Source organism: Microbacterium sp., assembly GCF_047602155.1.
Classification (GTDB): Bacteria; Actinomycetota; Actinomycetes; order Actinomycetales; family Microbacteriaceae; genus Microbacterium.
Genome location: NZ_JASGHZ010000001.1, coordinates 564,148 through 586,729, shown reverse-complemented (window position 1 = coordinate 586,729; position 22,582 = coordinate 564,148). Strand labels below are relative to the sequence as shown.

The window sequence follows — 22,582 nt, the reverse complement described above, 5'->3', positions numbered from 1 at the left end:
CCACATGAAAGTGAACAAGTCACTGGACCAGCACATCGCCGTCTTCGGTGAGAGCGGCAGCGGCAAGACCGTGCTGCTGTCGTCGTTCTACGGGCCGACACAGGAGCCCGGCTACGCCAAGGAGAACCTCTTCGAGGTGATCGCCGAGAGCACCGGGCAGGGCATGCGGCTCCACCAGAACTACTTGGGCATGCGCAACGACGCGCGTGTACCCGAGCCCAACCGGTTCGTCTCGCACAGCTACGCCTTCCGGGTCACACCCAAGAAGGGCGACGGTGTCAAGGCGCCGGTCGACAGTCTGCGCCTCGTGTGGCACGACTACCCCGGAGAGTGGTTCGAGCAGGACACGAGCAGCGACGAGGAAGCTGAACGACGTGTTGACACGTTCCGTTCCCTGCTCTCGTCCGACGTCGCCTTCCTGCTCGTCGATGCGCAGCGGCTGGTCGACAACGCGGGCGAGGAAGAGCGCTACCTCAAGTCGCTCTTCACGAACTTTCGCAACGGATTCGCGGGTCTGAAGGACGCAATCCTCCTCGACGGAGAGCCTCTCGTCGAGTTCCCGCGCATCTGGGTCGTCGCCTTGTCGAAGGCGGACCTGCTTCCGGACCTCGACGTGTACGGGTTCCAGGAGCTCGTGATCGGAAAGGCCGCGGGCGAGCTCAACCGCCTCGGCGAGACCATCGGCGAGATGGTGCAGGGCAAGGCAGCGTTGTCGGTGGGGGAGGACTTCGTCCTCTTCTCTTCGGCCAAGTTCACCTCCGGAAAGATCGATCTCACGGAGCGCGTGGGTCTGGACCTCATCCTGCCGATCGCAGCGATGCTGCCCTTCGAGCGGCACGCCAAGTGGGCGGAAGCGAAGCTCGTGAACAAGATCCCCGACGCGGTCGTCGGGAATCTCGTCGGTGGAGCGAACGTCGTCGCGGGGATCCTCCTGGCGAAGAAGATCAAGCTTCCCGGCCCGATCGGCGTCGTTGTCGGCCTGCTCTCAGGATTCCTGACCAAGGACGTCGTCGATGGACTGCTGAACATGGCGAAGGGCAGCCTCGAAGCCGCGAAGAACGACGCGATCCAGAAAAAGGAGTACTTCACCGCGGTCCTCACCGGATTCCGTCTCGCGCTCGTCGACGCGGAGGAGCGCCGCGTCCTCCGCCTGAGTCGACGATGAGCCTCATCTGGGCGACGAGGGGTCGAATGTGGGGATTCCGGTTCTTGCGCTCGGATGGGCCGACGGACCCGCTCCCGCGTTACGAGGCCGTGTTCGAGGCCCTGAGCGGTGAGCGTGAAGGCATCGCCCGCCGAGGCGACGACGTCGGGCTCCGTCTCCTCGATCCCGAAGGCCGGACCGACCGCGCCGGGCGGCCGATCCAACACGACTTCGTCGTATCGGGAGCGCTTGCGGAGCAGATCCACTCGGTCGCCGACGGGCTCGCGCTGGTCTGGCCGGTCGTGGCCGCTGAGTACGCCCGATGCTGGGATCGCGCGGATCCGCCGGGCCGTGGTTGAGGTTTCGCGTTGTCCGCGGCATCCGGCAGAGTAGGCGTATGAAGCACGTTGCCACGGTCGGCGACGCGGATGAACTCGCTGCCGAGATCCTACGCGCGCGCAGCAAGCCGCTCGTGCTCATCAGCACCGACGACGCCGGGGGCTTCGCGTTCGACCCGGAACGGGTCGCGGACGAGCTGGGCGACGGCGCCGATGTCGTCACGATCGCGACGGGCGATGTGACCCGTCATGTCGAGCGGTTGTTGCCCGAGAAGACGCACGCGTTCGGCGGCGCCGCGCGGTCGTATCCGCCCGATTTCGGCGCCGATCCGCGCTGGCAGCGCTCGCTGCTGCGCTTCCCGGCACGCAGTGACGTCAACGACCTCATCGACGACGCCTTCGCGCAGATATCCTTCACCGTCGCGCAGCAGGTGCAGCCGCGCCGCACCTGGGCGCGTGCCATCGTGGAACGCCTGTCCGGCGCCTCCGGCAACGTCGGCCGACTCGAGAACGGTGACCGCGTCATGATCGTTGCCGACCTGCTGCCGTCATCACTCACGCTGGCGAGCGGGCTTCGCGTCGGCGACACGGTCGAAGGCTGGCTCGCCGGCCGCGACCTCGCCCCCGAACCCGACGAGCCCGACCTCGCCCGCTTCGCGGTCGGCGTCACGACGCTCGCCCGCGTCGTCAAGGTCACCGAAGCGCGCGTGACGGTGAGCCTCCACCCTGCGCTCGCCGACATCGCCCTCCGCCGACGCGACGTCGTCCCCGGCGCCGACGACGGCGAGAACGGCGAACTCCACCTCTCCGACCTCGCGCACGTCGGTGCGACCCTGCGCGTTCGCGTCACGGCTGCGGCACCCGCCACCGCGCTCTCGCTGCTCGACGTCGACCCCGACACACCCCTCGTCGACGCGCTCCCGCTGCTGCGCGGCGGGCCGCCGTGGTTGCGTGAAGGGGAGGATGCCGCGGCACCCGACGCGCCCGAGGCGGTACCCGTCCCCGCGGCCGAGGCTCCGGCATCCGATCTTCCGGTCCACTCCGCTGCCGCTCCATCCGACGGCCCGCCCGCCGCGACATCGGCCGACGTCGAGGCGTTGCGCGATGAAGTCGCGGAACTGCGCAGCGGCGTCGCGCGATTGGGGCGCGAGCTGCGGGCCGGCACCGACCTCGAGACGCTTGACCGCCTGCGCGACGAAGCGAGTGCGATGTCCATCGAGCTGGCGCGCGAGCGCGGCCGTATGCGTGAGCGCGACCAGATGATCGCACGGCTCACCCAGGAATTGCGCGAAGCGCGTGCGGCACGTGCAGGAGCCGAACCTGTCACGCGGCGCACCGAGCGCGAATCATGGCCCTCCGCAGACGACTGGGTGCGGCACGAGGTCACGGTCGCATGGGCCGCGCGCACGGTAGCGTCGGAGAAGCGCGCGTACCCGATCGCGCCCTACGCGATCGGGTCGCGGTTCGCGGACAGTCTCGGCGCGCTCGACGACGCCCAGTTCGCCAAGGCGATGCGCGCCGTCGTCGATGTCGTGACGGGCCGCGTCGCCGAGATCCCCTCGCGCGAACTCCACCGCCTGCGCACCGGGTTCGGCGGTGACGACCCCTTCGTCGAGCGGGCGGACGGTGCCAAATGCTGGCGGGCGTCGATCGAGCAGAACGCGGCATCCGCCCGACGCCTGCATTACTGGGAGCTTCCCGGCGGTCGCATCGAGTTAAGCCGCATCGTGCTGCACGACGACGTCGAACCCTGACGCCCACCGGCATCGAGTCGCACGAGAGACTGCGGCGATACGGGCTCTCTGACACCGTCGTGGGGATAGAGGGGTAGCCACCTGGTGCCGCGTCGATCCGATCAGGGGAGCACCCGGCTGATTCGGGAACCATAAAGAACGTACGCCCCCGGAACATCCCAAGCTTTGGCAAGCCGTTCGATGTGCCCGCGGTGTGTGGTCAAGCGGGCATGTTGCTCCGCTGATGTCAGCTGGGCTGTAGGGAAACAGAAGAGGAGCGCCTCCGCGTCGATCAACGCCTGACGCTCGATGGGGTCAGAGAGGATGTTCGCGTCGCTGGTGACGAGGACACGGCGCAGCGAGGTCTGCTCAGCGATCCAACTCACGTCTGGAACGTGCTGTCCTGCATGCGCGCCGTACACCTCGCTGAGAGTGGCGAGACTCCAGCCATCCGCACGAAGTGCCGCGGCGAGCCTCTTGCGCCCCAGCGACCGATCGAGGAACAGCTCACCGACCATGAGGCGACAGCAGTACCTTCCGGGCGATCTCCGGGTCCAGGTCGAAGTCGTCGATGACCTCATCAAAAGGCTCGCCAGCGAGAACACGTCCTTCGACGTCGGAGACGCGTACACCGATGCTGTTGAAGGTTGGTTTACCGCCGTTGATCCAGGGGTCGACGATCACGTCCGGGTGGCCGAATGTCGGGGGCGAGAACCGCTCGATCACATCCTGATCGGAGTAGGAGACCGTCTGAAGATACTCCGCGACCGCTTCACGGAAGACCTTCTGGCGGTTCGTCACAACAGCCAGGTGTCCAGGGGTATCGGGCGAGGAATCCGGGTCGTCGAGGTACTCGTAGAGCACGTCGACTCCGTCTGTCTTGAGGCGCCCGCTGAGGAGCGCCTCTTGCACGCCGATCTCCTCACGCAACTTCATCACCGCGGGGCGGATGCGTTGCATGGGCAGGCCCGCCGCCTTCAGTGAGGTGATGACGTGCGCCTCGGCGAGCCCGGCAAAGGGGACGCTCAGGCTCCTGAACGGCTCAGCCAGCGCAATCAGCCCGGTGGACTCGCGTTGTCCGCTCGCAGTGAGGTAGGTGTACCCGCTCGCCCAGTTTCTGAGCGAGTTCGCGGGCACACCAACGATCCGCGCAGCCTCCGCCTGGGAGTAGCGCGGTTCGAGGTAAACACCCGGAAGGGCCGCCATTTCTCTAAGGTAGCGCCACCGGAGGCACACTAAGGTTGCCTCGCCGGGAGGGAGCGGGCGGGCTGCCAACAGCTCGCGTGTGAACGCGATGCCGACGGCATCCTCGATATGGCCATGGCGCGCGCAGTCGTCGGCGAGCCCATTGCCGATTTCGGCATCCGGAACCAGATCCGCTACTCGCAGATCGGCCGTAACGGCCGGTGAAAGCGCGAAGCTCGGGACGCCGACCGTCCGGAAGGCTACCGAACTCACATCGCTCCGCTATTGCGGAACGCTTCGTCATAGTAGCCGTTCCTGCCGTCAACATGCTGGCAGCGGGGCGTCCGTTGGGTTCGGCGCGCAACGCGGTGACGCGGTGCTTGACGGCGGTGTAGCCGATCTGCCTGTGCGTGCAGCCGGGCGCGCCAGCACCTGAAGCGCGGGGGGCTTCGTTCATCCGTCCTGAATCGTGCCGAAACCCGCGGATGGCCGTGATTTGTGACGGATGAAGCGCGGGCGGCATCCTTCATCCGGCGCGAATCGTGTCCAAACCAGCGGGTAGCCGTGATTTGCGCCGGATGGAGCAGAGGCACGGGGCGTGCCTAACGCCGGTGAAGCGCACGAATGCACCCCTACGCCAGGTACACCTTGCGCAGCGTCTCGCGGACGGTCCACACCGTCTTCATGCCCGACTCCAGGCGCACGATCGCGCCGGGCGCCAGCTCGATCGCGGGCAGCGCGGGGTCGACGAACTCCACCGTCGCCGAGCCCGCCACGACGACGAACACCTCGTCGACCTCGACGTCGCGCATCGCACCGGGCGTCATCTCCCACACGCCGAAGCCCATGTCCTCGTCGAGATCCACCGACCCCGTCGCCGGCGACCCTGCCACCACCTGCGCGGCGGGCACCGGTGACAGCGGCACCGAGATCTCACCGGCGGCGATCACGACGCCGGCATCCAGCTCGCCCGACACCTCGTCGTCGTCCCAGCCGCTCACGAGTCGAACCCCAATCCCAGCGCATCCAGCGTCTTCAGCAGCAGGTTGCGGCGGCCGCCGCGGTGGTCGGCGCGGTCGAGCGACCAGCGCGTCAGGTTGATGCCGATCGCCGCCGCCGGCTCGGGCGGGAACGGCAGCGGGCGCCGCCGCACCATCTCCAGCGTCGTCCGCTCGTTCTCGACGCCCGCCAGCAGGTCGAGCATCACCTCCGCGGCGAACCGCGTCGACCCGACGCCGAGCCCGGTGAAGCCCGCCGCGTACGCGACGCGCCCTCCCCGGGCGGTGCCGTAGAACGCGGCGAACTGCGTCGAGGTGTCGATGGGACCTGCCCACTGGTGCGAGAAGCGCAACCCCTCCAACTGCGGGAACGTCGTGAAGAAGTGGCTCGCGAGCTTGCGCCACACCTCGGGGTTGTTCTCGTACTTCGGGTTCACGGTGCGCCCGTAGTGGTACAGCGCGTCGTAGCCGCCGAAGAGGATGCGATTGTCTGCGGAGATCCGGTAGTAGTGGAACTGGTTGGCCATGTCGCCGATGCCCTGCCGGTCGCGCCAGCCGACGGCATCCAGCTGCTGCGCGGTGAGCGGTTCGGTCATGAGCGCGTAGTCGTACACCGGCACGGTCATGAGCCGGTTGCGCTTGAGCAGCGACGGGAAGACATTCGTCGCGAGCACGGCATGGTCGGCCTCGACGCGGCCGGCGCTCGTGGTGACGGCGATGCCCTGCGGCCGGTCTTCGAGGCCGCGCACGAGCGAGCGTTCGAAGATCTCCACGCCGCGCTCCTCGGCGGCGCGGGCGAGTTCGGCGGCGAGCCGTGCCGGATGCACCATGCCGCACGTGCGCTTCTCCCACACCGCGGCAAGATAGGTGGGCGAGGCGATCGATGCCTGGACGGCATCCCGGTCGAGGTAGACGACATCGGGGTCGCCCTCGGCCATCCAGTCGGCGAGCCACTCCAGCTGGTGCTCCTCGATGGCGGGCGCGAGCTGGCCGGTGCGCTCGAAGTGGAAGTCGATGCCGTACTCGCCCTCGGCGGCCTCGATCGCGTCGAGGTTCTCCATGCCGAGCTTGTCGAGGAGGGGCATCTCGGCGGGCCACCGGTTCATGCCGTTCTCGTGGCCGTGGGTGAGGCTCGACTCGCAGAACCCGCCGTTGCGTCCGGATGCCGCCCACCCCACCCGGTTCGCCTCGACCACGACGACCCTCAGGCCCGGGTCGCGGGTCTTGGCGAGCAGCGCCGTCCACAGGCCGGCGTAGCCGCCGCCGACGACGACGAGGTCGGCCCGGACGGTGCCCTGCAGCGGCCGCCGGTTGGGGCGGAGCGAGGCCGGCAGATCGTCGATCCAGAACACTGCGTGGTTCGTGTCGGCGAGGCTGTGGTCGACGATGGATGCCGCCGGTGCCTGCCGTTCGAAGACCGTGGTCGCCACGGATATCACTTCCTCTGTCGTATGTTGCCGATTCTCCCGCCCGCGAAACCTCACAAATGTCCGCGACACGCCGGGTGGAACGGGCCAATTGCGGACATTTGTGAGGTTTCGCGGGGTGAGGAGAGAGGGGAGGGGAGGGGGAGGGGTCAGGGGGTCGAGTAGACGAGGGCGCCGCCTACGTAGGTCTGCAGGGCCTGCGCCGTGCCGATCTGGTCGGCGGGGCCGGCGAACGGGTCGCGGTCGAGCACGACGACATCCGCGAACTTGCCGACCTCGATCGTGCCGGTGTCGGCGTCGAGGTGGTTCACCCACGCCGAGCCGGCCGTGTAGGCCACCAGCGACGTGCCGAGGTCGATCGCCTGCTCGGGGAGGAACGGCTCGTAGTCGCCCTCCTCGTACCCCGGCGCCGCCTGCCGGTTCACGGCGGTGTGGATCGCCGCGAGCGGATTCGGCGACGACACCGACCAGTCCGAGCCCGCCGCGAGCACGGCGCCCGCGCGCAGCAGGTCGCCGAACGGATACTGCCAGCTCGAGCGCTGCTCGCCGAGGAAGGGCAGCGTCAACTCGACCATCTGCGGCTCGAGCGTCGCCCACAGCGACTGCATGTTGGCGGCGACGTCGAGCCCCCGGAACCGCGGGATGTCGTCGGGATGCACGACCTGCAGGTGCGCGATGTGGTGCCGGTGGTCGCTGCGGCCGTTGCGGGCGATCGCGTGCTCGACGGCATCCAGGCACTGCCGCACGGCCAGGTCGCCGATCGCGTGGAAGTGCACCTGGAAGCCGAGGGCGTCCAACTGCGCGACCGCCTCGTTCAACACTGCCGGCTCCACGAACGAGATGCCCGAGTTGTCGGTGGCATGCCCGTGTCCGTCGCAGTACGGCTCGATCATCGCGGCGGTGAAGTTCTCTGCCACGCCGTCTTGCATGATCTTGATCGACGTCGCCTGGAACAACCCGCCCGACAGCCGTTCGCGCCGCTCGACGAGCGACGGGATCTGCTCGAGCCCCTTCGTCCGGTCCCACCACAGCGCGCCGACGACGCGGCCGGTCAGCGACCCGTCGGCGGCGCACGCGCGGTAGATCTCGCCCTGATCGCGCAGGTCGGCGTAGTCGCCGATGATCGCGTCCTGCCAGGCGGTGATGCCGTACGCGTGCAGATAGCGCTGCCCCGCCAGCAGCGCCTCGCGCAGGAACTGCGGCGTCGGGTCGGCGACGAGCCGGTTCACGAGCGTCATTGCGCCCTCGTGCAGCGTCCCGGTCGGGTTGCCGTCGGCGTCGCGTTCGATGCGCCCGTCGGCCGGGTCGGGAGTGCCCCGATGGATGCCGGCGCGTCGCAGCGCCTCGGAGTTGACCCACGCGCCGTGCCCGTCGCGGTTGGGCAGGAACGCGGGGCGGTCCGGCAGCACGCGGTCCAGGGCCGCGGCGGTCGGCGTGCCGCCCGGGAACGCCGACATCGCCCAGCCGCCGCCGAGGATCCACTCCTCGTCGGGGTGGGATGCCGCATACGCGGCGATCGCCTGGAGGTACTCGTCCTCCGTGGTCGCCTCGTTGAGGTCGCACCGCAGCAGCTCGAGCCCGCCCGAGACGGGGTGCACGTGCGCGTCCTGGAACCCGGGCACGAGCAGCCGCCCGCCGAGGTCGACGACCTCGGTGCCGGGCCCGATCAGAGGGTCGACGGCATCCCGCCCCGCGGCGACGATGCGGCCGCCGCGCACGGCGACGGCATCCGTCCGCGCGCGCACCGTGTTCGCCGTGAACACCGGCCCGCCGACGAAGGCGAGGTCTGCGTGGGTCATGCGGTTCTCCTGTTCTGATCCGCGGGGATGCCGGGCACGTCAGCCCCCGGCCATGGTGCGGGCGATGTCGGCCGCCGAGTCGCCGGCCCGGCGCAGCACCCACGCGACGATGCCGAGCGCGACGAGCGTCAGTGCGAGCATGATGGTCGACACCGCGGCGATCTCGGGCCGCAGGCCCGTGCGCACGGCGCTCAGGATGTACACCGGCCACGGCGTCGACCCCGACACCGAGACGAACGCGGCGATGACGGTGTTGTCCAGGCTCAGGGTGAACGACAGCAGGAATCCGGCGAGCACGGCCGGCAGTGCGAGCGGCAGCGTGACCCGCCGGAAGGTCGTCAGCGGCGTCGCGTACAGGTCGGCCGAGGCCTCTTCGAGCTGCGCGTCGAGCCCGACGAGCCGTGCGCGCACGAGGTACGACACCACGGCGACCGAGAACAGCGAGTGGCCGATCACGAGCCGCACGATGCCGTCGTTGAAGATCGTGAGACCCCAGTCCTGCCCGAGGGTGACGAGCCAGGGCAGGAGCGCGACGGCATCCACGATCTCCGGCGTCACCGACACGAGCAGCAGGAGGAACAGGAACCACCACACCCAGCGGCCCGGATGCCGCGCCATCGCGATGCCGGCGAGCGTGCCCAGCGCCGATGCGAGCAGGGCCGCGATGAAACCGGTCTGCAGCGAGACGAGCACGGCGTCGCGGATCGTCGGATTGTCGATGATGGCGAGGAACGAGCCGAACCCGAACTGCGTGAACGAGGTCAGCAGGCGCCCCGTGTTGAACGAGTAGACGACGATGATCGCGATCGGCAGGAACAGGAACACCAGCACGGCGACGCCCCACACCGTGAATCCCCAGCCCGCGCGCCGCACTCGGGTCGTGCTGCGCTCGGTGAGGATCGCGCGCGTGTCGGCGCTCATGCGGCACCTCCCGCGGTCGTGGCGGCGGATGCCGGGGCCGCGCCGACCGGCGCCGGGCCGGATGCCCGTCCGGAGGGGGGAGGGCCGAGCCGGAGGCGGCTGCGCTGCCGGAACGGCAGCCCGACGAGCCAGACGATCCCGAGCCCGACGGCCGCGGAGAGCATGATGACGAGGATCAGCAGCACCGCCATCGCGGAGCCCAGCGCCCAGTTCTGCGCCGTCTGGAACTGCGTCGCGATCATCTGGCCGATCATGTTGCCCTTGGCCCCGCCCAGCACGGTCGCGGTGATGTAGTCGCCCATGAGCGGGATGAACACGAGCAGCACGCCGGCGATGAGGCCCGGCTGCGCGATCGGGAGGGTCACGCGCAGGAACGTCGTCCAGCGCCCCGCCCCGAGATCCTTCGACGCCTCGCGCAGCGACGGCCCGACCCGGTCGAACGCGACGAACAGGGGGAGGATCATCAGCGGCAGGTAGTTGTACACGACGCCCAGCAGCACCGCCTGCCGCGTGTAGAGGATGTCGAGCTCGCCGAGCCCCAGCGACTGCATCACGGAGGAGACCCAGCCGTTGGGCGCGAGGATGATCTGCCAGCCGATCGTGCGCACGAGGAAGTTCGTCCAGAACGGGATCATGACGAGGGCCACCAGCAGCCCGCGCGTGCGCGGCGGAGCCTTCACCGCCATCCAGTACGCCACCGGCGCGCCGATCGCCAGGCACAGGAGGGTGCCGGCGACGCCGATCCACAGCGTGTTCTGGAAGGTCGCGAAGAAGGTCGGGGTCAGCGCCTCCAGGTACCGGTCGAACGACAGGACGTCGTTGGAGTGCGTCGTGAAGATGTCGGGCTTGTACCCGAAGCTGAACCACACGACGTACCCGACGGGCACGACGAAGAAGAACAGCAGCCACGCCCACGCCGGAAACGCGAGCGCGACACCGCCCCTGCTACGCACCCGCCGCCGCCTTGACCTTGTTGTAGATGTCGACGATGCGGGCGAGCGAATCGCTCACCTCGCCCTCGTCCATCGTCGCGATCTGCTCGGGGGTGAAGAACACCATGTCGAGCAGTTCGAAGCCGGCATCCGCCGCGGCCTGCTCGATGTTCGCGACACCGGTGTGGTAGCCGATGTAGTCGAGCTCCTTCAGCGAGATCTCGGGGTCGAGGGTGAAGTTGATGAACGCGTGCGCGGCCTCGGGATGCGGCGCGCCGGTGGGGATCGCCCAGTTGTCCATCCACAGCTCGGTGCGCGGAGCGCCCAGCACCCACTGCCAGCGGTCGGGCTCGGAGCTCTCCATCAGCGCGAGCCGCACGTCGCCGTTGTAGGCCTGCATGAGCGCGTGCGAGGCCTGCTGGATCGCGCCGCCGCCGAGATACGAGTCGAACGCCTCGATGTGCGGGGCGAGTGTGTTCACGAGGTAGTCCTCGGCGGCGTCGAGGTCGCCGGCGTCGGTGGTCGTCCACGGGATGCCGTTGGCCCAGAAGTACACCCCGGTGAGCTCCGCGGCGTCGTCGAGCATCGACGTCTTGCCGCTCGCCTCGTTCTGCGCGGCATCGAGGAAGTCGGACCAGGTGGTCAGCTCGCGCGTGATGACGGTCTTGTCGTAGACGAAGCCGGTCGTGCCCCACGCCTTGCAGATCGAGTACTCGTTGCCCGGATCCCACGCGGGGCCGGCGAAGTCGGGGTCGAGGTTCGTCAGGTTCGGGATGAGGTCGAGGTTGAGCTTTTGCAGCAGCCCGTTCTGCACCATCTGCGGGATGTAGATGCCGGTGGGCACGACGATGTCGAAGCCGCTCGTGCCCTTGGCGCCGGTGAGCTTGGCGATCATCTCCTCGTTCGACGAGAACGACGACAGTTCGACCGTCGGGCCCTGCTCGCTCGTGAACTGCGTCAGGACCTCGGGGGCGTCGTAGTCGCCCCACGTGTAGATCGAGAGGCTGCTCTCCAGCGCCCCGCCCGTCGCGGCCGGGGCCGACGAGGTCGCGCCGCCGGGGCTGCACGCGGCCAGCACGGCCGCGCCGCCGGCGGCGACGGCGACGCCGATGAAGCCGCGGCGGGTCAGCTCGCGGCGGATCGCGGGCACGGCCTCGGCGCTGGCGAGGATGCGGATCGGGTTGTCGGTCATCTCGGCCTCCGGGTTCGGGTTCGGGTGGGGTTCTGGCGCCGGTTCAGGCGGGCGGTGCGAGGTAACCGCCGTCGGTGGCGGCGGCGTCGGCGGGGAAGAGCAGGACGTCGGCGGCATCCCACGTGCACACGACGGCGTCGCCGACGCCGAGCGCGGGCGCGGTGGGGGTGGGGCGACGCACGAGGATGCTCTGGTCGTCGCCGAGGCGCACGAGGTACTGCATCGTCTCGCCCAGGTGGGCGACGCTCAGCAGCGCCCCGCGGACGGTGTTCGCGGTGCCCGCGGCATCCGTCGCCGCCGCGATGCGCACGAACTCGGGGCGCACGGCCGCCTGGCCGCTCTGCTGGCCGGCCAGGGCGCCGCGGCCGGAGCGCACGCGCACGTGCGCCGAGTCGACGCCGTGGCCGTCGTCGACGACGGCGCCGGTGAAGAAGTTCTGCTGGCCGACGAAGGCGGCGACGTAGGCCGACGCGGGGCGGGCGTAGACCGTGTCGGCGTCGGCGAGCTGCTCGATGTGGCCGTCGCGCATGATCGCGATGCGGTCGCTCATCGACAGCGCCTCGCCCTGGTCGTGCGTGACGAACACGAACGTGATGCCCAGGCGCGACTGCAGCAGTTTCAGCTCGAGCTGCATCTCCTCGCGCAACTGGCGGTCGAGCGCTCCGAGCGGCTCGTCGAGCAGCAGCACGGCGGGGCGGTTCACGAGCGCGCGGGCCAGCGCGATGCGCTGCTGCTGGCCGCCGGAGAGCTGGGTGGGCCGGCGGTCGGCGAAGCGGCGCATCTGCACGAGGTCGAGCGCGGCCGACACGCGTTCGCGGATCTCGGCCTTCGGCGTGCGGCGCTGCTGCAGCCCGTAGGCGACGTTCTCGGCGACCGTCATGTGCGGGAAGAGCGCGTACGCCTGGAACACCGTGTTGACGTCGCGCTTGAACGGCGGCAGGCCGAGGGCGCTGCGGCCCGAGATGAGGATGTCGCCGGCATCCGGATGCTCGAAACCGGCGATCATGCGCAGCGTCGTCGTCTTGCCGCAGCCCGAGGGTCCCAGGAGCGACAGGAACTCGCCCGGCTGGATCTGCAGCGACAGATCGTCGACGGCGACCTGGTCGCCGTAGCGCTTCGTGACGCCCTCGAGGGTCACGCCCCCGGTGCCCGGGGTGCGGGAGTCGGGTCGATCGATGAGGGCGTCGGGTGCCGTCACGGGTGCTCCGCTTCTGCTCATGCCTGTGCGTGCCGCCATGGCGCGTGTGCGTGGGCCATTCAATACGTCCGGGGCTCGGTGTGCAACGGATGAGCGGGTGCACCGGACGGATCCGCGCTTCCGCTCGGAGCGCCGGACAGAATGTCCGAGCCGGTGTCACGGCCCGGTGTCCCGCCGATGACGCGCGTGTTGCGGGTCTCGGCGAGCGCTCAGAGCAGGTCGGCGCGGTGCACCAGGGCGGCGGCCCCGATGAGCGGGGCATCGCCGCCGAGGCTCGCGCGCACGACGCGCAGGCGGGCGGCGTAGGCGTTGATCGCGGCATCCCGCACCGCCGCCTCGATGCGATCGGGGTAGTCGTCGGCGACGAACGAGAACCCGCCCCCGACGACGGCGAGCTCGAGGTCGAGCAGGGTCGCGGCGCTCGCCAGGCCCACGCCGACGGCGTGCGCCGACCGGGCGACGGCCGCAACCGCGAGCTCGTCGCCGTCGCGGTAGGCGGCGGCGAGCTCTTCGCCGGTGGTGCCGGTCCAGCCCCGGGCGCGTGCCCAGGTGACGGTGTGCGGGCCCGACGCGCGCGCTTCGAGGGTCGCGGCCGCCGGGTCGCCGTCGGGGTGGTCCTCCGGGTCGGCGACGATGACCTGACCGATGTGCCCGGCGTTGCCCGAGCCGCCGGCGACGAGCCGCCCGTCGGAGATGACACCGCCGCCGACGCCGGTCGACACGACGAAGACGATGGCGTTGCGCACGTCCCGCGCGGCGCCGAGCCAGGCCTCGGCGAGGGCGATGCAGGTCCCGTCCAGGCGCAGCGTCACGGCGTCGAGGCCACTCGCGCTGCGCACCGCCGCGACGATGCCGAAGCCGTGCGCGGCCGGCAGGTTGATGGGTGAGATCGTGCCGGCGGCGAGGTCGATGGGGCCGGCCGACCCGATGCCGGCGGCCCGCACCTCGCCCCACCGCGGATGCCGGCGCACCCCGGCGACGACCTCGTCGAGCGCCCCCGCGAGCACGGCCACGTCTGCGGCGGCGGCCGCGCCGGTCGCCGCGCGGGCGCGCGAGCCCGCGACGATCGTTCCGGTGTCGTCGACGAGGGCCGCCTCGACTTTCGTGCCGCCGAGGTCGACGGCCAGCGCCAGTGGCATCCTGACTCCTTCGTGGGGGTTCGCGCCGTATGCCGCGAGGGGTACGCACAGAAGCGTAGCCTCGGCCTCAGCGATCGGCATCCGCCCGTGGCCTCGGCCGTGTCCCGCGTGGTGCCAAACGCAGGCTGAAACGGCACTTCGCTCGCGCGAACGGACCGAAACGGTCGATTCGTCCTGCGTTTCGCACGCAGACGGGTAGGCGCGGGCGGTCAGTCGATGCGGGAGTGGTCGCCGAGGCGGTGCCAGCTGCGGTTGTGGTAGACCAGCGCAGCGCCCTCGCTCGCGTCGCGCTCGAGCTGCGCCTGCAGGGCGTGGGCGGCGATGACGGTGGAGCCGCCGGCATCCATCCGCCCGATGACGGCGCAGCGCACCCACGCCCGCACGTCGTGGTACACCGGCTCGCCGGTGACCAGGCGCGACCACCGATGGGTCTGCGCGAACCGGTCGATTCCGCTCGTCGAGCCGAGCTTGGCGACCTCGAGGTCGTGGGCGTCGAGCAGGTGCACGACGACCGTCTCGGCCCGAGCGAGCACGGCGGATGCCGACGACAGCGCAGACACCGAGAAGATCAGCAGCGGCGGCTCGGCGCTCACCGACGACACCGACGTCGCCGTCAGCGCCACCGGCCCGTCGCCGGCGTCGGCCGTGATGACGGCGACGCCGCCCGGGTGGCCGCGGAACAGCGCCTTGAAGTCGTCGGGCGACAGCGAGGACGTGAAGCGGTGCTCGGGCTCATTGTGCGAGGTGGTGGCCGGAAGTGACATGCCCACGACGCTACGCACCTCGCCGGACCGGCGTCGCGACTGTGTGCCCCTGTGACGGCGTGTGACCGTATGTTGCGTCGCTCATGTCCGAGTGTTGCGCCGCGCGTTCTGTTCGTGCCCCGCGGTGGGGACGATGGAGGGCATGTCTCCCCTCGTGCGGGCCGGCGAGCTCGCCGGCGAGCTCGCGTCGGGTGCGGTCACCGGCCGGGCGCCCCGGGTGCTCGACGTGCGCTGGCGCCTCGACCGCCCGGAGGGGCGCATCGACTACCTGGAGGGTCACATCCCCGGCGCCGTGTTCGTCGACCTCGAGCGGGAGCTCGCCGCACCCGGCCGGCCCGAGGCGGGCCGGCATCCGCTCCCCGCCGAGGCCGACTTCCGTGCCGCCGTGCGCCGGTGGGGCATCGCCGCGGGCGACCGGGTCGTGGTCTACGACGACAACGACGCCGTGCCCGCGGCCCGCGCCTGGTGGCTGCTGCGGCAGTACGGGGTCGACGTGCGCGTGCTCGACGGCGGCCTGCGCTCGTGGCTGCGGCACGGACTGCGGCTGGAGCGCGGTGACGTGTCGGTGCGCCCGAGCCGGTGGGAGGGCGCCCCGCCACGGACGGATGCCGTCGCCTCGATCGACGACGCCGCCCTCGCCCCGCAGGTCGGGGTGCTCGTCGACGTGCGCGCCCCGCAGCACTATCGCGGCGCGGTGCCGGGCCTCGACCCGGCGGCGGGTCACATCCCGGGCGCGATCAACCTGCCCACGGTCACCCACATCTCACCGGAGGGCCTCTTGCGCAGGGGCGAGGCGATCGGGGCGCAACTGGCGCACCTCGGGATCGGCCCGGACGACGAGGTCGTGCTGTACGACGGGTCGGGCATCGCGTCGATGCACTCCGCGCTCGCGTTCACCCTCGCCGGCTACCGCCCGCGCGTGTTCGTCGGCTCGTGGAGCCAGTGGGCGCGCAGCGAAGGCCGCCCCGTCGCCGTCGGCCCCAGCCCCGCCGGCACGATCGTCGCCGCCTACTGAGCCCGGGATCAGGCGGGCTGGAGGACGCGGGCCTCGTCGCGCAGGCGGGCGCCCTCGCGCAGCAGCGGCACGAGCTCCCGGCCCCAGTCGACGACGTCGCCGAGCGGGTCGAATCCGCGGATGAGGAACTTCGTGACGCCCAGGTCGTAGTACTTCAGCAGCGCCTCGGCGACCTGCGCGGGGGTGCCCACGGGCGCCGTCGAGTTGCCGCCGGGGCCGGTGAGCCGCGTGATGCCGAGCCACAGCCGCTCGTCGTGCACGTCGCCGAGCTTGGCGTGCTCCTGCAGCAGCGCGGCGGATGCCGACGCCTTCTCGCTCGCGTGCGGTGCCGCGAAGGCGAGGGTGTTGCCGGTGCGCTTCTGCTCCTGCAGGGCGACGGCCTCGTCGTAGATGCGCTGCGCCTTGGCCCAGGCCTCTTCTTCGGTGGCCGCGACGATGGGCCGCGTCGAGAGGCTGAACTCGATGTCGCGTGCCCGTGTATTCGCGTCGGACAGGGTGTCGGCGGCGGCGCGGATGGTGCGGACGTGCTCGTCGACGGCGGCGAGCGGCTCACCGAAGAGCATGTAGACGTCGGCGTGCGCGGCGCCGACCTCGACCGCGCCCTCGGAGAGACCGCCGAAGAAGATCGGGATGCCGGCATCCGTCGCCGGCTTCACGGCGGAGTAGCCGCCCTCGACGCGGTAGAAGTCGCCGTCGTAGTCGAACGGCGCATCGGAGGTGAGGGTGCGGCGCAGCACGTCGATGAACTCGCCGGTGCGGCGGTACCGGTCGGACTTCTCGCTGAAGTCGCCGTCGCGGCGCTGGTCGGCTTCGCTGCCCCCGGTGATGTGGTGGATCGCGACGCGTCCGCCGCCGGTGAGGTGGTCGAGGGTCGCGAGCTTGCGAGCCACGATGGTCGGGGCGACGAAACCGGGGCGGTGCGCGATGAGCACCTTCAGGCGCTCGGTGGCCTGCAGGGCCGCGGCGGCGACGGCGAAGCCGTCGGGCGAGCTGGCGCTGTAGCCGATGAGGATGCGGTCGAACCCGGCGTCTTCGTGCGCGCGGGAGAACTCGCGCACGTAGGCCGGGTCGATGACGGGGCCGTCGATGGCCTTCGACTCCGACCCGGGGGTCGTCGCGATCATTCCGAGGATCTCGATGGGCATTATTTCTCTCCGTGGGTGGCGGGTGCGAGGTGGATGGGGGTTCAGGCGTCGACGAGGGCGCGCAGTGCGGCGCGCTCGTCGGCGGGGGGTGCTGCGACGCCGATGACGGGCACCGACGAGATGAGGAGCTTCGTGTAGGGGTGTCGGGGCCGACTGACGATCTCGCGGGTCAGCCCGGATTCGACGACCCGGCCCCGGTACAGCACGACGAGGCGGTCGCTGAGTGCCGCGAGCGAGCCGATGTCGTGCGAGATCACGAGCATGCCGATGCGATCGTCGCCCCCCGCCGCGCCCGCCGCGCCCGCCGCCGCGCCCGCCGCGCCCGCCGCGCCCGCCGCCGCGCCCGCGTCCGCCGCCGCGTCCGCTGACGCGACGGTCGCCGAGAAACCATTTTGCGCGTGAGAAACCACATCTGCAGTGGTTTCTCGCGCAGAAAGTGGTTTCTCGCTGGAGGAGGGGGAGGGAGAGGCGGAGGAGGAGGCGGAGGCGGAGGGGGAGGAGGGGGCGGCGGAGGATGAGGGAGCGAGGGAGGGGCGGGGGGTCGCGCGCAGGCGCAGGAGCGCCTGGATGACGTGGTCGCGGCTGGCGGCATCCAGGGCGCTGACGGGCTCGTCGAGCACGAGCAGCCGCGGCTCGACGGCGAGCGCCCGTGCGATCGCGGCGCGCTGGCGCTGCCCGCCTGACAGCGCGGCGGGCAGGCGCTCGGCGAGCGCGGCGTCGAGCCCGACGGCGTCGAGCGCCGACGCGACCCGGCGGTCGATCTCGTCCTGGCTCAGCCCCGCCAGCCGCGGGCCTTCGGCGACCGACTCGGCCACGCGCACTCCCGGGTCGAGCGCGCGCAGCGGATCCTGGAAGACGTACTGCGCGACGCCCGCTCGCCGCCAGCGGCGCAGGGCCGCGCCGCGGAGCGCGCGCACCTCCGTGCCGTCGACGCGGATGGAACCCGTGGCGGCGTCGACGGCGCGCAGCACGGCGCGCGCGAGCGTCGTCTTGCCCGAACCCGACTCGCCGACGATGCCGACGACCTCGCCGGGGCGCACCCTCAGCGACACGTCGTGCAGCACGCGCACGCGCGGTGCGCGCCCGAGGTCGACGCTGAGGCTCTCGATCTCCAGCAGGCTCATGCGAGGTACCTCTCCAGTCCGTACTGGGCGTGAGACGACAGCAGCTGCCGCGTGTAGGGGTGCCCGGGGGAGCGCAGGACGCGGGCGGTGGGACCGCCCTCGATGATGCGACCGTCCTGGAAGACGACGACCCGCTCGCACACCTGCGACACGACCGCGAGGTCGTGGCTGACGAGCACGAGCGACAGACCCCGCTCGGCGCGCAGGCGCCGCAGCAGGTCGAGGAGCTCTGCCTGCACCGTCACGTCGAGCGCCGTCGTCGCCTCGTCGGCGATGAGCACGGCGGGGTCGGCGGCGAGGGCCATCGCGATGAGGACGCGCTGCAGCATGCCGCCGGACAGCTCGCCGACGCGCCGCCGCAGCACGAGGTCGACGTCGCGCAGCCCGAGGTCGTCGAGCAGCGCGCGGGCGCGGGCGCGGGTCTCGCGTCGCGGCACTTTCGCCGTGACCCGCAGCACCTCCTCGAGCTGTGCGCCGATGCGGATCGACGGGTTGAGGTACGACGCCGGATCCTGGAAGACGGCGCCGATGCGCGGTCCGCGCAGCGCCCGCCACTCGCTCTCGGCGGCGTGCGTGAGGTCGCGTCCGTCGACGAGCACGCGCCCGCCGGTGACGGTCGTGCCGGAGGGAAGGATGCCGAGGAGGGCCCGGCACGTCAGCGTCTTGCCGCTGCCGGACTCGCCGACGACGCCGACCGCCTCACCGGGTCGCACGTCGAGGCCGACGCCGTGCACGAGCGGCGTGCCGTCGATCGCCGACACGACGAGGCTCTGCACCGACACGATCGGGGTGACGCTGAGCGTCGCCTCGTCGAACGACGGCGCCGACGCCGCCGAGCCGCGAGCGGCTCCCGCGGGGAGTCCGACGGGAGCGGCGACGGATGCCGGGGATTCACGCAGTTGCGACATCGGCGCTCTCCCGTCTGCGTCGAGCGGTCGAGCGCCGGTCGGTCGGGCGCCCAGCCGCCGGGCGCCGGGCGCCCGCACCGGCCGTGTCGCGCACGGCGTCGGCGAGGACGTTGAGCGCGCCGACGGTGAGGATGATCGCCAGCGCGGGGGCGACGGGCCCAGCGGGCGCTGCGAGAGGTATTCCAGGTCGCTGGCCAGCATGCCGCCCCACGTCGGCGCGGGCGGCTCGACCCCGATGCCGAGGAACGTCAGCGACGAGACGACGAGCAGCGCGGCCCCGAGCGCGCCGATCGCGGCGACGGAGACGCTCGGCAGCACCGTGCGCCACACGTGCCTGCGCACGAGCCATCCCGCGGACGCGCCGAGCAGGGTCGCCGCTTCGACGTACTGCGCCGAGGTCACCCGCACGGCCGCGGCCCGCGCGACGCGGAAGAAGCCGGGGGCGAGGAGGATGCCGATGGCGGTCATCGCGGGCCACAGCCCGTTGCCGAGAAGCCCCGCGAACGAGATGGCGAAGAGGACGAACGGCAGTGCGAGCAGCGTGTCGACCAGGCGCAGGCCGAACCACTCGACGGGGCGCGGCGCGAACACCGACAGCATCCCGGGGACGACGCCGAGCACGAACCCGACGACCATCGCGAGCACCGCGGCCGAAAGCGACAGCGGCGCTCCGGCCAGCAGCCGGCTCAGCACGTCGCGGCCGAGATAGTCGGTGCCCAGCGGGTGCGCGAGCGAGGGGCCGGCGAGCGCGTTCGCGGTGTCCTGCGCGAGGGGGTCGTACGGTGCGAGCACCCCGCCGAACAGACCCACGACGACGACGGCGGCGAGGACGAGCAGCGCGAGGCGCATGACCGGTCCGCCGCGCCAGAGCCGCCGCAGCGCCCGGGCGCGATCGGTGCGTTCGGTGGAGAGGGTGGAGGTCGCGGTGGCGCTCATGCGGCACTCCGCTCGGTGGGGCTCACGCGGGCGAGCACGAGGTTGACGACGATGCCGCTGACGACGACGATCGCAGCGCTCACGAGCAGCACGCCCTGCACGACGGGCACGTCGCCCTGCACGGCGGAGGTGCGGGCCAGGCGTCCGAGCCCCGGCATCCCGAAGACGGCCTCGGTGATGACGGCGCCGCCGACCAGGCGCGGCACGTGCACGCCGAGGGTCGCGAGGGCAGGTCCCAGGGCGTTCGGCAGGGCGTGTCCCCAGACGATGCGGGCGCCGCCGAGTCCGTGCACGCGGGCGCCGATGATGTAGTTCTCGTCGAGGGCGCCGACGAGGCTCGTGCGCAGCTGGCGTGACAGGTCGGCGGCGGCGTCGAGGCTGAGGGCGAGCGCGGGCAGGACGAGGCACCCGAGCCACGCGGCGACGCTCACCTGCGGCGGCACGTACCCGCCGACCGGGAAGAGCGGGATGGCGTAGGCGAACAGCAGGATGAGGACGATGCCCGCGACGAAGGCGGGGATCGTCGCCAGCGCGGCGTTGCCGGCGGTGACGGCGCGGTCGATCCACGTGCCACGGCGCACCGCGGCCACGACGCCCGTCACGCCGCCGAGGAGCAGGGCGACGAGCGTCGCGCCGGCGGCGATCGACAGACTCACCGGCAGCGCCGCCCCGATCGACTGCGACACCGGGATGCCGGTGAACCACGACCGGCCGAGGTCGCCGGTGAGCGCCTGGGCGAGCCAGGCGACGTAGCGCTCCAGGAAGGGCCGGTCGAGGCCGAACTCGGCGTTCAGGCGCGCGACGTCCTCGGGCGTGGCCATGTCGCCGAGGGCGACCGCGGCCGGGTCGGAGCCGCTTGCGGCGCCGAGGGCGAACGTGAGGAAGCTCGCGAGCAGCAGCACGACGGCCGCCTGCGCGAGGATCGCGCCGGCGGACCGTCCGGCGCGCGCCGCACCGTGTGAGGTGATGCGTGGCGCGACGCCGCCGCCGACGCCCCGGTGCGTGCGGCGCACGCGCGCCGCACGCACCCCGGTCACGCTCTGCAGCGCGGTCATGTCAGCTCGCCACCTTGACGTCTTCCCAGCGCTGCACGTCGACCCAGTGCTGGATGCCGGTGACGTCCGCGGAGTGCGTGAGGATGCGCGGCCACGTGAACAGGAAGGTGTTCGGCATGCTCTTCACGCCGATGGCGACGGCGCTGCGCAGCTTCTCGGCGTAGTCGGCGGCATCCGTGGGGGTGGCGCGGGCCGCGTCGATCGCGGCGGTGAGCTCGTCGGGGGTGTTGCCGCCGAGGTTCATCAGGCCGGTCGTGCCGAAGAGCACCTCGAGGGCCTGCAGCGGCGACTGGCGGCCGGAGAAGCTGTCGAGCACGAGCGGGTAGGTGTGCGTGACGTAGTTCTGCGCGATCGCGCTCGGCTGCAGCACGTTGAGCGTCACCCGGATGCCGGCCTGCGCCCACTGCGCCTGCAGCACCTCGGCGATGGCGCTGTCGGCGTCGGACAGGCTCAGCTCGATGTCGAGGCCGTCCGGGTGACCGGCCTCGGTGAGCAGCTTCTTGGCCGTCGCGACGTCGTACGGGTACAGGTCGTCGAGGTCGTCGTCGTAGGCGACGTAGCCCGCGGGGAAGGGCTGGTAGTTCGGCGTGCCCTGCCCGAAGTAGGCGCCGTCGACGAGGGCCTGCCGGTCGGTGGCGTGGCTGATGGCCTGCAGCACGAGCGGGTCGTCGAACGGGGCGACCGTGTTGTTGACGTCGAGAGCGCGCACGGTGAGCGCCCGGATCTTCTCGACCTCCAGGCCCGCCTTCTCGGAGGCATCCACCTGCGACGGCGGGATGATCGCGACGTCCCACTGGCCGGTCTGCACGCCGGCGACGACGGTGGCGTTGTCGGTGACCGGCACGACATGGAACTCGTCGATGAAGATGTGGTCGGCGTTCCAGTAGCCGGTGTTCTTGTGCAGGTCGGCGTGCGAATTGGGCACGTACTCGTCGAGGACGAACGGGCCGGACCCCTCGGGCTGGGTCGCCAGTGTCGTGACGTCGTCGAAGGCGGCCGGGTTCACGACGAAGCCGGTCTTGCCGGCGAACAGGTACGGCACCTGGTAGTCGGCCTGGTCGAGGTGCACCGTCACGTGCTCGGCGTCGACGACGTCGACGCCGGTGACGATCCTCAACTGGCCGGCCAGGGTCGAGTCGGCCTGGTCGCGCCCGCGCTCGAGGTTGGCCTTGACGGCCGCGGCATCGACCGGGGTGCCGTCGCTGAAGGTCGCATCCCGCAGCGTGAACGTCACGGCGGTGCCGTCGTCGCTGTACTCCCAGCTCTCCGCGAGGCCCGGGACGACGTTGCCGTCGGGGTCGAGCTGCGTGAGCCCGTCGTAGACGAGGGCGAGCGCGTGCGTGTCCCAGCCGGCCGTCGAGGTGACCGGATCCCAACTGGTCGGCAGATTCCAGCCCCACGTGAGCGACGTCGCGGTCGCCTCGCCGGAGCCCGCGGCGGTGCCGGTGGCGCAGCCGGTCAGGGCGAGGGCGGCGACGGCCGCCGCCATCGCGCGCAGCCTGCGGCGGGAAAGCGGGGTCGGGGACGATGCGGGTCGGCTCGTGGTCATGGGCAGTGACGCTATGCGGGCCGCAAGCCCGCGGTCCAAGCGGGATGACGCCAGGCGTCACCGAGCGAAACACTTCGACA

Annotated in this window: 20 protein-coding genes; 4 read left to right on the top strand and 16 right to left on the bottom strand. The window is 71.3% G+C overall.

Features of this window, described 5'->3' with window-relative positions:
• Positions 1-4: 4 nt before the first annotated feature.
• The 3 genes from QM720_RS02795 to QM720_RS02785 all read left to right on the top strand — a co-directional run bounded on the left by QM720_RS02795 (position 5) and on the right by QM720_RS02785 (position 3,236).
• The gene (locus tag QM720_RS02795; protein WP_415124641.1) at positions 5-1,165 is read left to right on the top strand and encodes a TRAFAC clade GTPase domain-containing protein; all 1,161 of its coding nucleotides are present in this window, start codon (positions 5-7) and stop codon (positions 1,163-1,165) included.
• An 89-nt stretch (positions 1,166-1,254) separates the two neighbouring features.
• On the top strand, positions 1,255-1,503 hold the full coding sequence (locus QM720_RS02790; RefSeq protein ID WP_415124640.1) for a hypothetical protein: 249 nt from the start codon (positions 1,255-1,257) through the stop codon (positions 1,501-1,503).
• Between the two features lie 38 nt (positions 1,504-1,541).
• Positions 1,542-3,236 carry a hypothetical protein gene (locus QM720_RS02785; RefSeq protein ID WP_415124639.1) on the top strand — a complete coding sequence of 565 codons (1,695 nt, stop codon included), beginning with the start codon at positions 1,542-1,544 and terminating at the stop codon, positions 3,234-3,236.
• 101 nt (positions 3,237-3,337) lie between these two features.
• Here the strand turns inward: QM720_RS02785 and QM720_RS02780 are convergent, their stop codons facing one another.
• The 11 genes from QM720_RS02780 to QM720_RS02730 all read right to left on the bottom strand — a co-directional run bounded on the left by QM720_RS02780 (position 3,338) and on the right by QM720_RS02730 (position 14,770).
• On the bottom strand, positions 3,338-3,733 hold the full coding sequence (locus QM720_RS02780; protein WP_415124638.1) for a hypothetical protein: 396 nt from the start codon (positions 3,731-3,733) through the stop codon (positions 3,338-3,340).
• On the bottom strand, positions 3,723-4,673 hold the full coding sequence (locus QM720_RS02775) for a DUF433 domain-containing protein (RefSeq protein WP_415124637.1): 951 nt from the start codon (positions 4,671-4,673) through the stop codon (positions 3,723-3,725). The genes QM720_RS02780 and QM720_RS02775 overlap by 11 nt, the downstream gene beginning before the upstream one ends.
• Positions 4,674-5,032: 359 nt before the next feature.
• Complete coding sequence (locus QM720_RS02770; protein ID WP_415124636.1) at positions 5,033-5,401, bottom strand: cupin domain-containing protein; 369 nt, start codon at positions 5,399-5,401, stop codon at positions 5,033-5,035.
• Positions 5,398-6,828, bottom strand: a complete 1,431-nt coding sequence (locus QM720_RS02765) for an NAD(P)/FAD-dependent oxidoreductase (RefSeq protein WP_415124635.1) — start codon at positions 6,826-6,828, stop codon at positions 5,398-5,400. The genes QM720_RS02770 and QM720_RS02765 overlap by 4 nt, the downstream gene beginning before the upstream one ends.
• Positions 6,829-6,974: 146 nt before the next feature.
• Positions 6,975-8,624 carry an amidohydrolase gene (locus QM720_RS02760; protein WP_415124634.1) on the bottom strand — a complete coding sequence of 550 codons (1,650 nt, stop codon included), beginning with the start codon at positions 8,622-8,624 and terminating at the stop codon, positions 6,975-6,977.
• Positions 8,625-8,663: 39 nt separating this feature from the next.
• Entirely contained in the window at positions 8,664-9,545 is an 882-nt protein-coding gene (locus tag QM720_RS02755; protein WP_415124633.1) for an ABC transporter permease, read from the bottom strand.
• Complete coding sequence (locus QM720_RS02750; RefSeq protein ID WP_415124632.1) at positions 9,542-10,498, bottom strand: ABC transporter permease; 957 nt, start codon at positions 10,496-10,498, stop codon at positions 9,542-9,544. Before QM720_RS02750 ends, QM720_RS02755 begins: the two co-directional genes overlap by 4 nt.
• Positions 10,491-11,669, bottom strand: coding sequence for a spermidine/putrescine ABC transporter substrate-binding protein (locus QM720_RS02745; protein WP_415124631.1), 1,179 nt, complete (start codon positions 11,667-11,669; stop codon positions 10,491-10,493). Before QM720_RS02745 ends, QM720_RS02750 begins: the two co-directional genes overlap by 8 nt.
• Positions 11,670-11,712: 43 nt before the next feature.
• Positions 11,713-12,867, bottom strand: a complete 1,155-nt coding sequence (locus QM720_RS02740) for an ABC transporter ATP-binding protein (RefSeq protein ID WP_415124630.1) — start codon at positions 12,865-12,867, stop codon at positions 11,713-11,715.
• A gap of 209 nt (positions 12,868-13,076) precedes the next feature.
• Entirely contained in the window at positions 13,077-14,006 is a 930-nt protein-coding gene (locus tag QM720_RS02735) for an ROK family protein (protein WP_415124629.1), read from the bottom strand.
• A 209-nt stretch (positions 14,007-14,215) separates the two neighbouring features.
• Complete coding sequence (locus QM720_RS02730; RefSeq protein ID WP_415124628.1) at positions 14,216-14,770, bottom strand: flavin reductase family protein; 555 nt, start codon at positions 14,768-14,770, stop codon at positions 14,216-14,218.
• 142 nt (positions 14,771-14,912) lie between these two features.
• Here QM720_RS02730 and QM720_RS02725 point away from each other — a divergent pair, with 142 nt between their 5' ends.
• A complete protein-coding gene (locus tag QM720_RS02725) occupies positions 14,913-15,785 on the top strand; it encodes a sulfurtransferase (protein WP_415124627.1) in 873 nt (290 codons plus the stop codon).
• An 8-nt stretch (positions 15,786-15,793) separates the two neighbouring features.
• Here QM720_RS02725 and QM720_RS02720 read toward each other — a convergent pair whose 3' ends face one another.
• Genes QM720_RS02720 through QM720_RS02700 form a run of 5 tightly spaced genes read right to left on the bottom strand, consistent with a single transcriptional unit; the run spans position 15,794 to position 22,502 of the window.
• Entirely contained in the window at positions 15,794-16,930 is a 1,137-nt protein-coding gene (locus tag QM720_RS02720; RefSeq protein ID WP_415124626.1) for an LLM class flavin-dependent oxidoreductase, read from the bottom strand.
• 41 nt (positions 16,931-16,971) lie between these two features.
• Positions 16,972-18,054, bottom strand: a complete 1,083-nt coding sequence (locus QM720_RS02715; protein WP_415124625.1) for an ABC transporter ATP-binding protein — start codon at positions 18,052-18,054, stop codon at positions 16,972-16,974.
• Positions 18,051-19,898 carry an ATP-binding cassette domain-containing protein gene (locus tag QM720_RS02710; RefSeq protein WP_415124624.1) on the bottom strand — a complete coding sequence of 616 codons (1,848 nt, stop codon included), beginning with the start codon at positions 19,896-19,898 and terminating at the stop codon, positions 18,051-18,053. Before QM720_RS02710 ends, QM720_RS02715 begins: the two co-directional genes overlap by 4 nt.
• The gene (locus QM720_RS02705) at positions 19,895-20,953 is read right to left on the bottom strand and encodes an ABC transporter permease (protein ID WP_415124623.1); all 1,059 of its coding nucleotides are present in this window, start codon (positions 20,951-20,953) and stop codon (positions 19,895-19,897) included. The genes QM720_RS02710 and QM720_RS02705 overlap by 4 nt, the downstream gene beginning before the upstream one ends.
• A 1-nt stretch (position 20,954) precedes the next feature.
• The gene (locus QM720_RS02700) at positions 20,955-22,502 is read right to left on the bottom strand and encodes an ABC transporter substrate-binding protein (RefSeq protein WP_415124622.1); all 1,548 of its coding nucleotides are present in this window, start codon (positions 22,500-22,502) and stop codon (positions 20,955-20,957) included.
• Between the last annotated feature and the right edge of the window lie 80 nt (positions 22,503-22,582).

What these genes read in the sequence shown, in the direction of transcription:
- QM720_RS02795 (WP_415124641.1), top strand. Translation starts at nt 5, where the DNA reads ATGAAAGTGAACAAGTCACTGGACCAGCACATCGCCGTCTTCGGTGAG.
- QM720_RS02785 (WP_415124639.1), top strand. Translation starts at nt 1,542, where the DNA reads ATGAAGCACGTTGCCACGGTCGGCGACGCGGATGAACTCGCTGCCGAG.
- QM720_RS02780 (WP_415124638.1), bottom strand. Translation starts at nt 3,733, where the DNA reads ATGGTCGGTGAGCTGTTCCTCGATCGGTCGCTGGGGCGCAAGAGGCTC.
- QM720_RS02760 (WP_415124634.1), bottom strand. Translation starts at nt 8,624, where the DNA reads ATGACCCACGCAGACCTCGCCTTCGTCGGCGGGCCGGTGTTCACGGCG.
- QM720_RS02755 (WP_415124633.1), bottom strand. Translation starts at nt 9,545, where the DNA reads ATGAGCGCCGACACGCGCGCGATCCTCACCGAGCGCAGCACGACCCGA.
- QM720_RS02745 (WP_415124631.1), bottom strand. Translation starts at nt 11,669, where the DNA reads ATGACCGACAACCCGATCCGCATCCTCGCCAGCGCCGAGGCCGTGCCC.
- QM720_RS02735 (WP_415124629.1), bottom strand. Translation starts at nt 14,006, where the DNA reads ATGCCACTGGCGCTGGCCGTCGACCTCGGCGGCACGAAAGTCGAGGCG.
- QM720_RS02730 (WP_415124628.1), bottom strand. Translation starts at nt 14,770, where the DNA reads ATGTCACTTCCGGCCACCACCTCGCACAATGAGCCCGAGCACCGCTTC.
- QM720_RS02725 (WP_415124627.1), top strand. Translation starts at nt 14,913, where the DNA reads ATGTCTCCCCTCGTGCGGGCCGGCGAGCTCGCCGGCGAGCTCGCGTCG.
- QM720_RS02720 (WP_415124626.1), bottom strand. Translation starts at nt 16,930, where the DNA reads ATGCCCATCGAGATCCTCGGAATGATCGCGACGACCCCCGGGTCGGAG.
- QM720_RS02715 (WP_415124625.1), bottom strand. Translation starts at nt 18,054, where the DNA reads ATGAGCCTGCTGGAGATCGAGAGCCTCAGCGTCGACCTCGGGCGCGCA.
- QM720_RS02710 (WP_415124624.1), bottom strand. Translation starts at nt 19,898, where the DNA reads ATGAGCGCCACCGCGACCTCCACCCTCTCCACCGAACGCACCGATCGC.
- QM720_RS02705 (WP_415124623.1), bottom strand. Translation starts at nt 20,953, where the DNA reads ATGACCGCGCTGCAGAGCGTGACCGGGGTGCGTGCGGCGCGCGTGCGC.
- QM720_RS02700 (WP_415124622.1), bottom strand. Translation starts at nt 22,502, where the DNA reads ATGACCACGAGCCGACCCGCATCGTCCCCGACCCCGCTTTCCCGCCGC.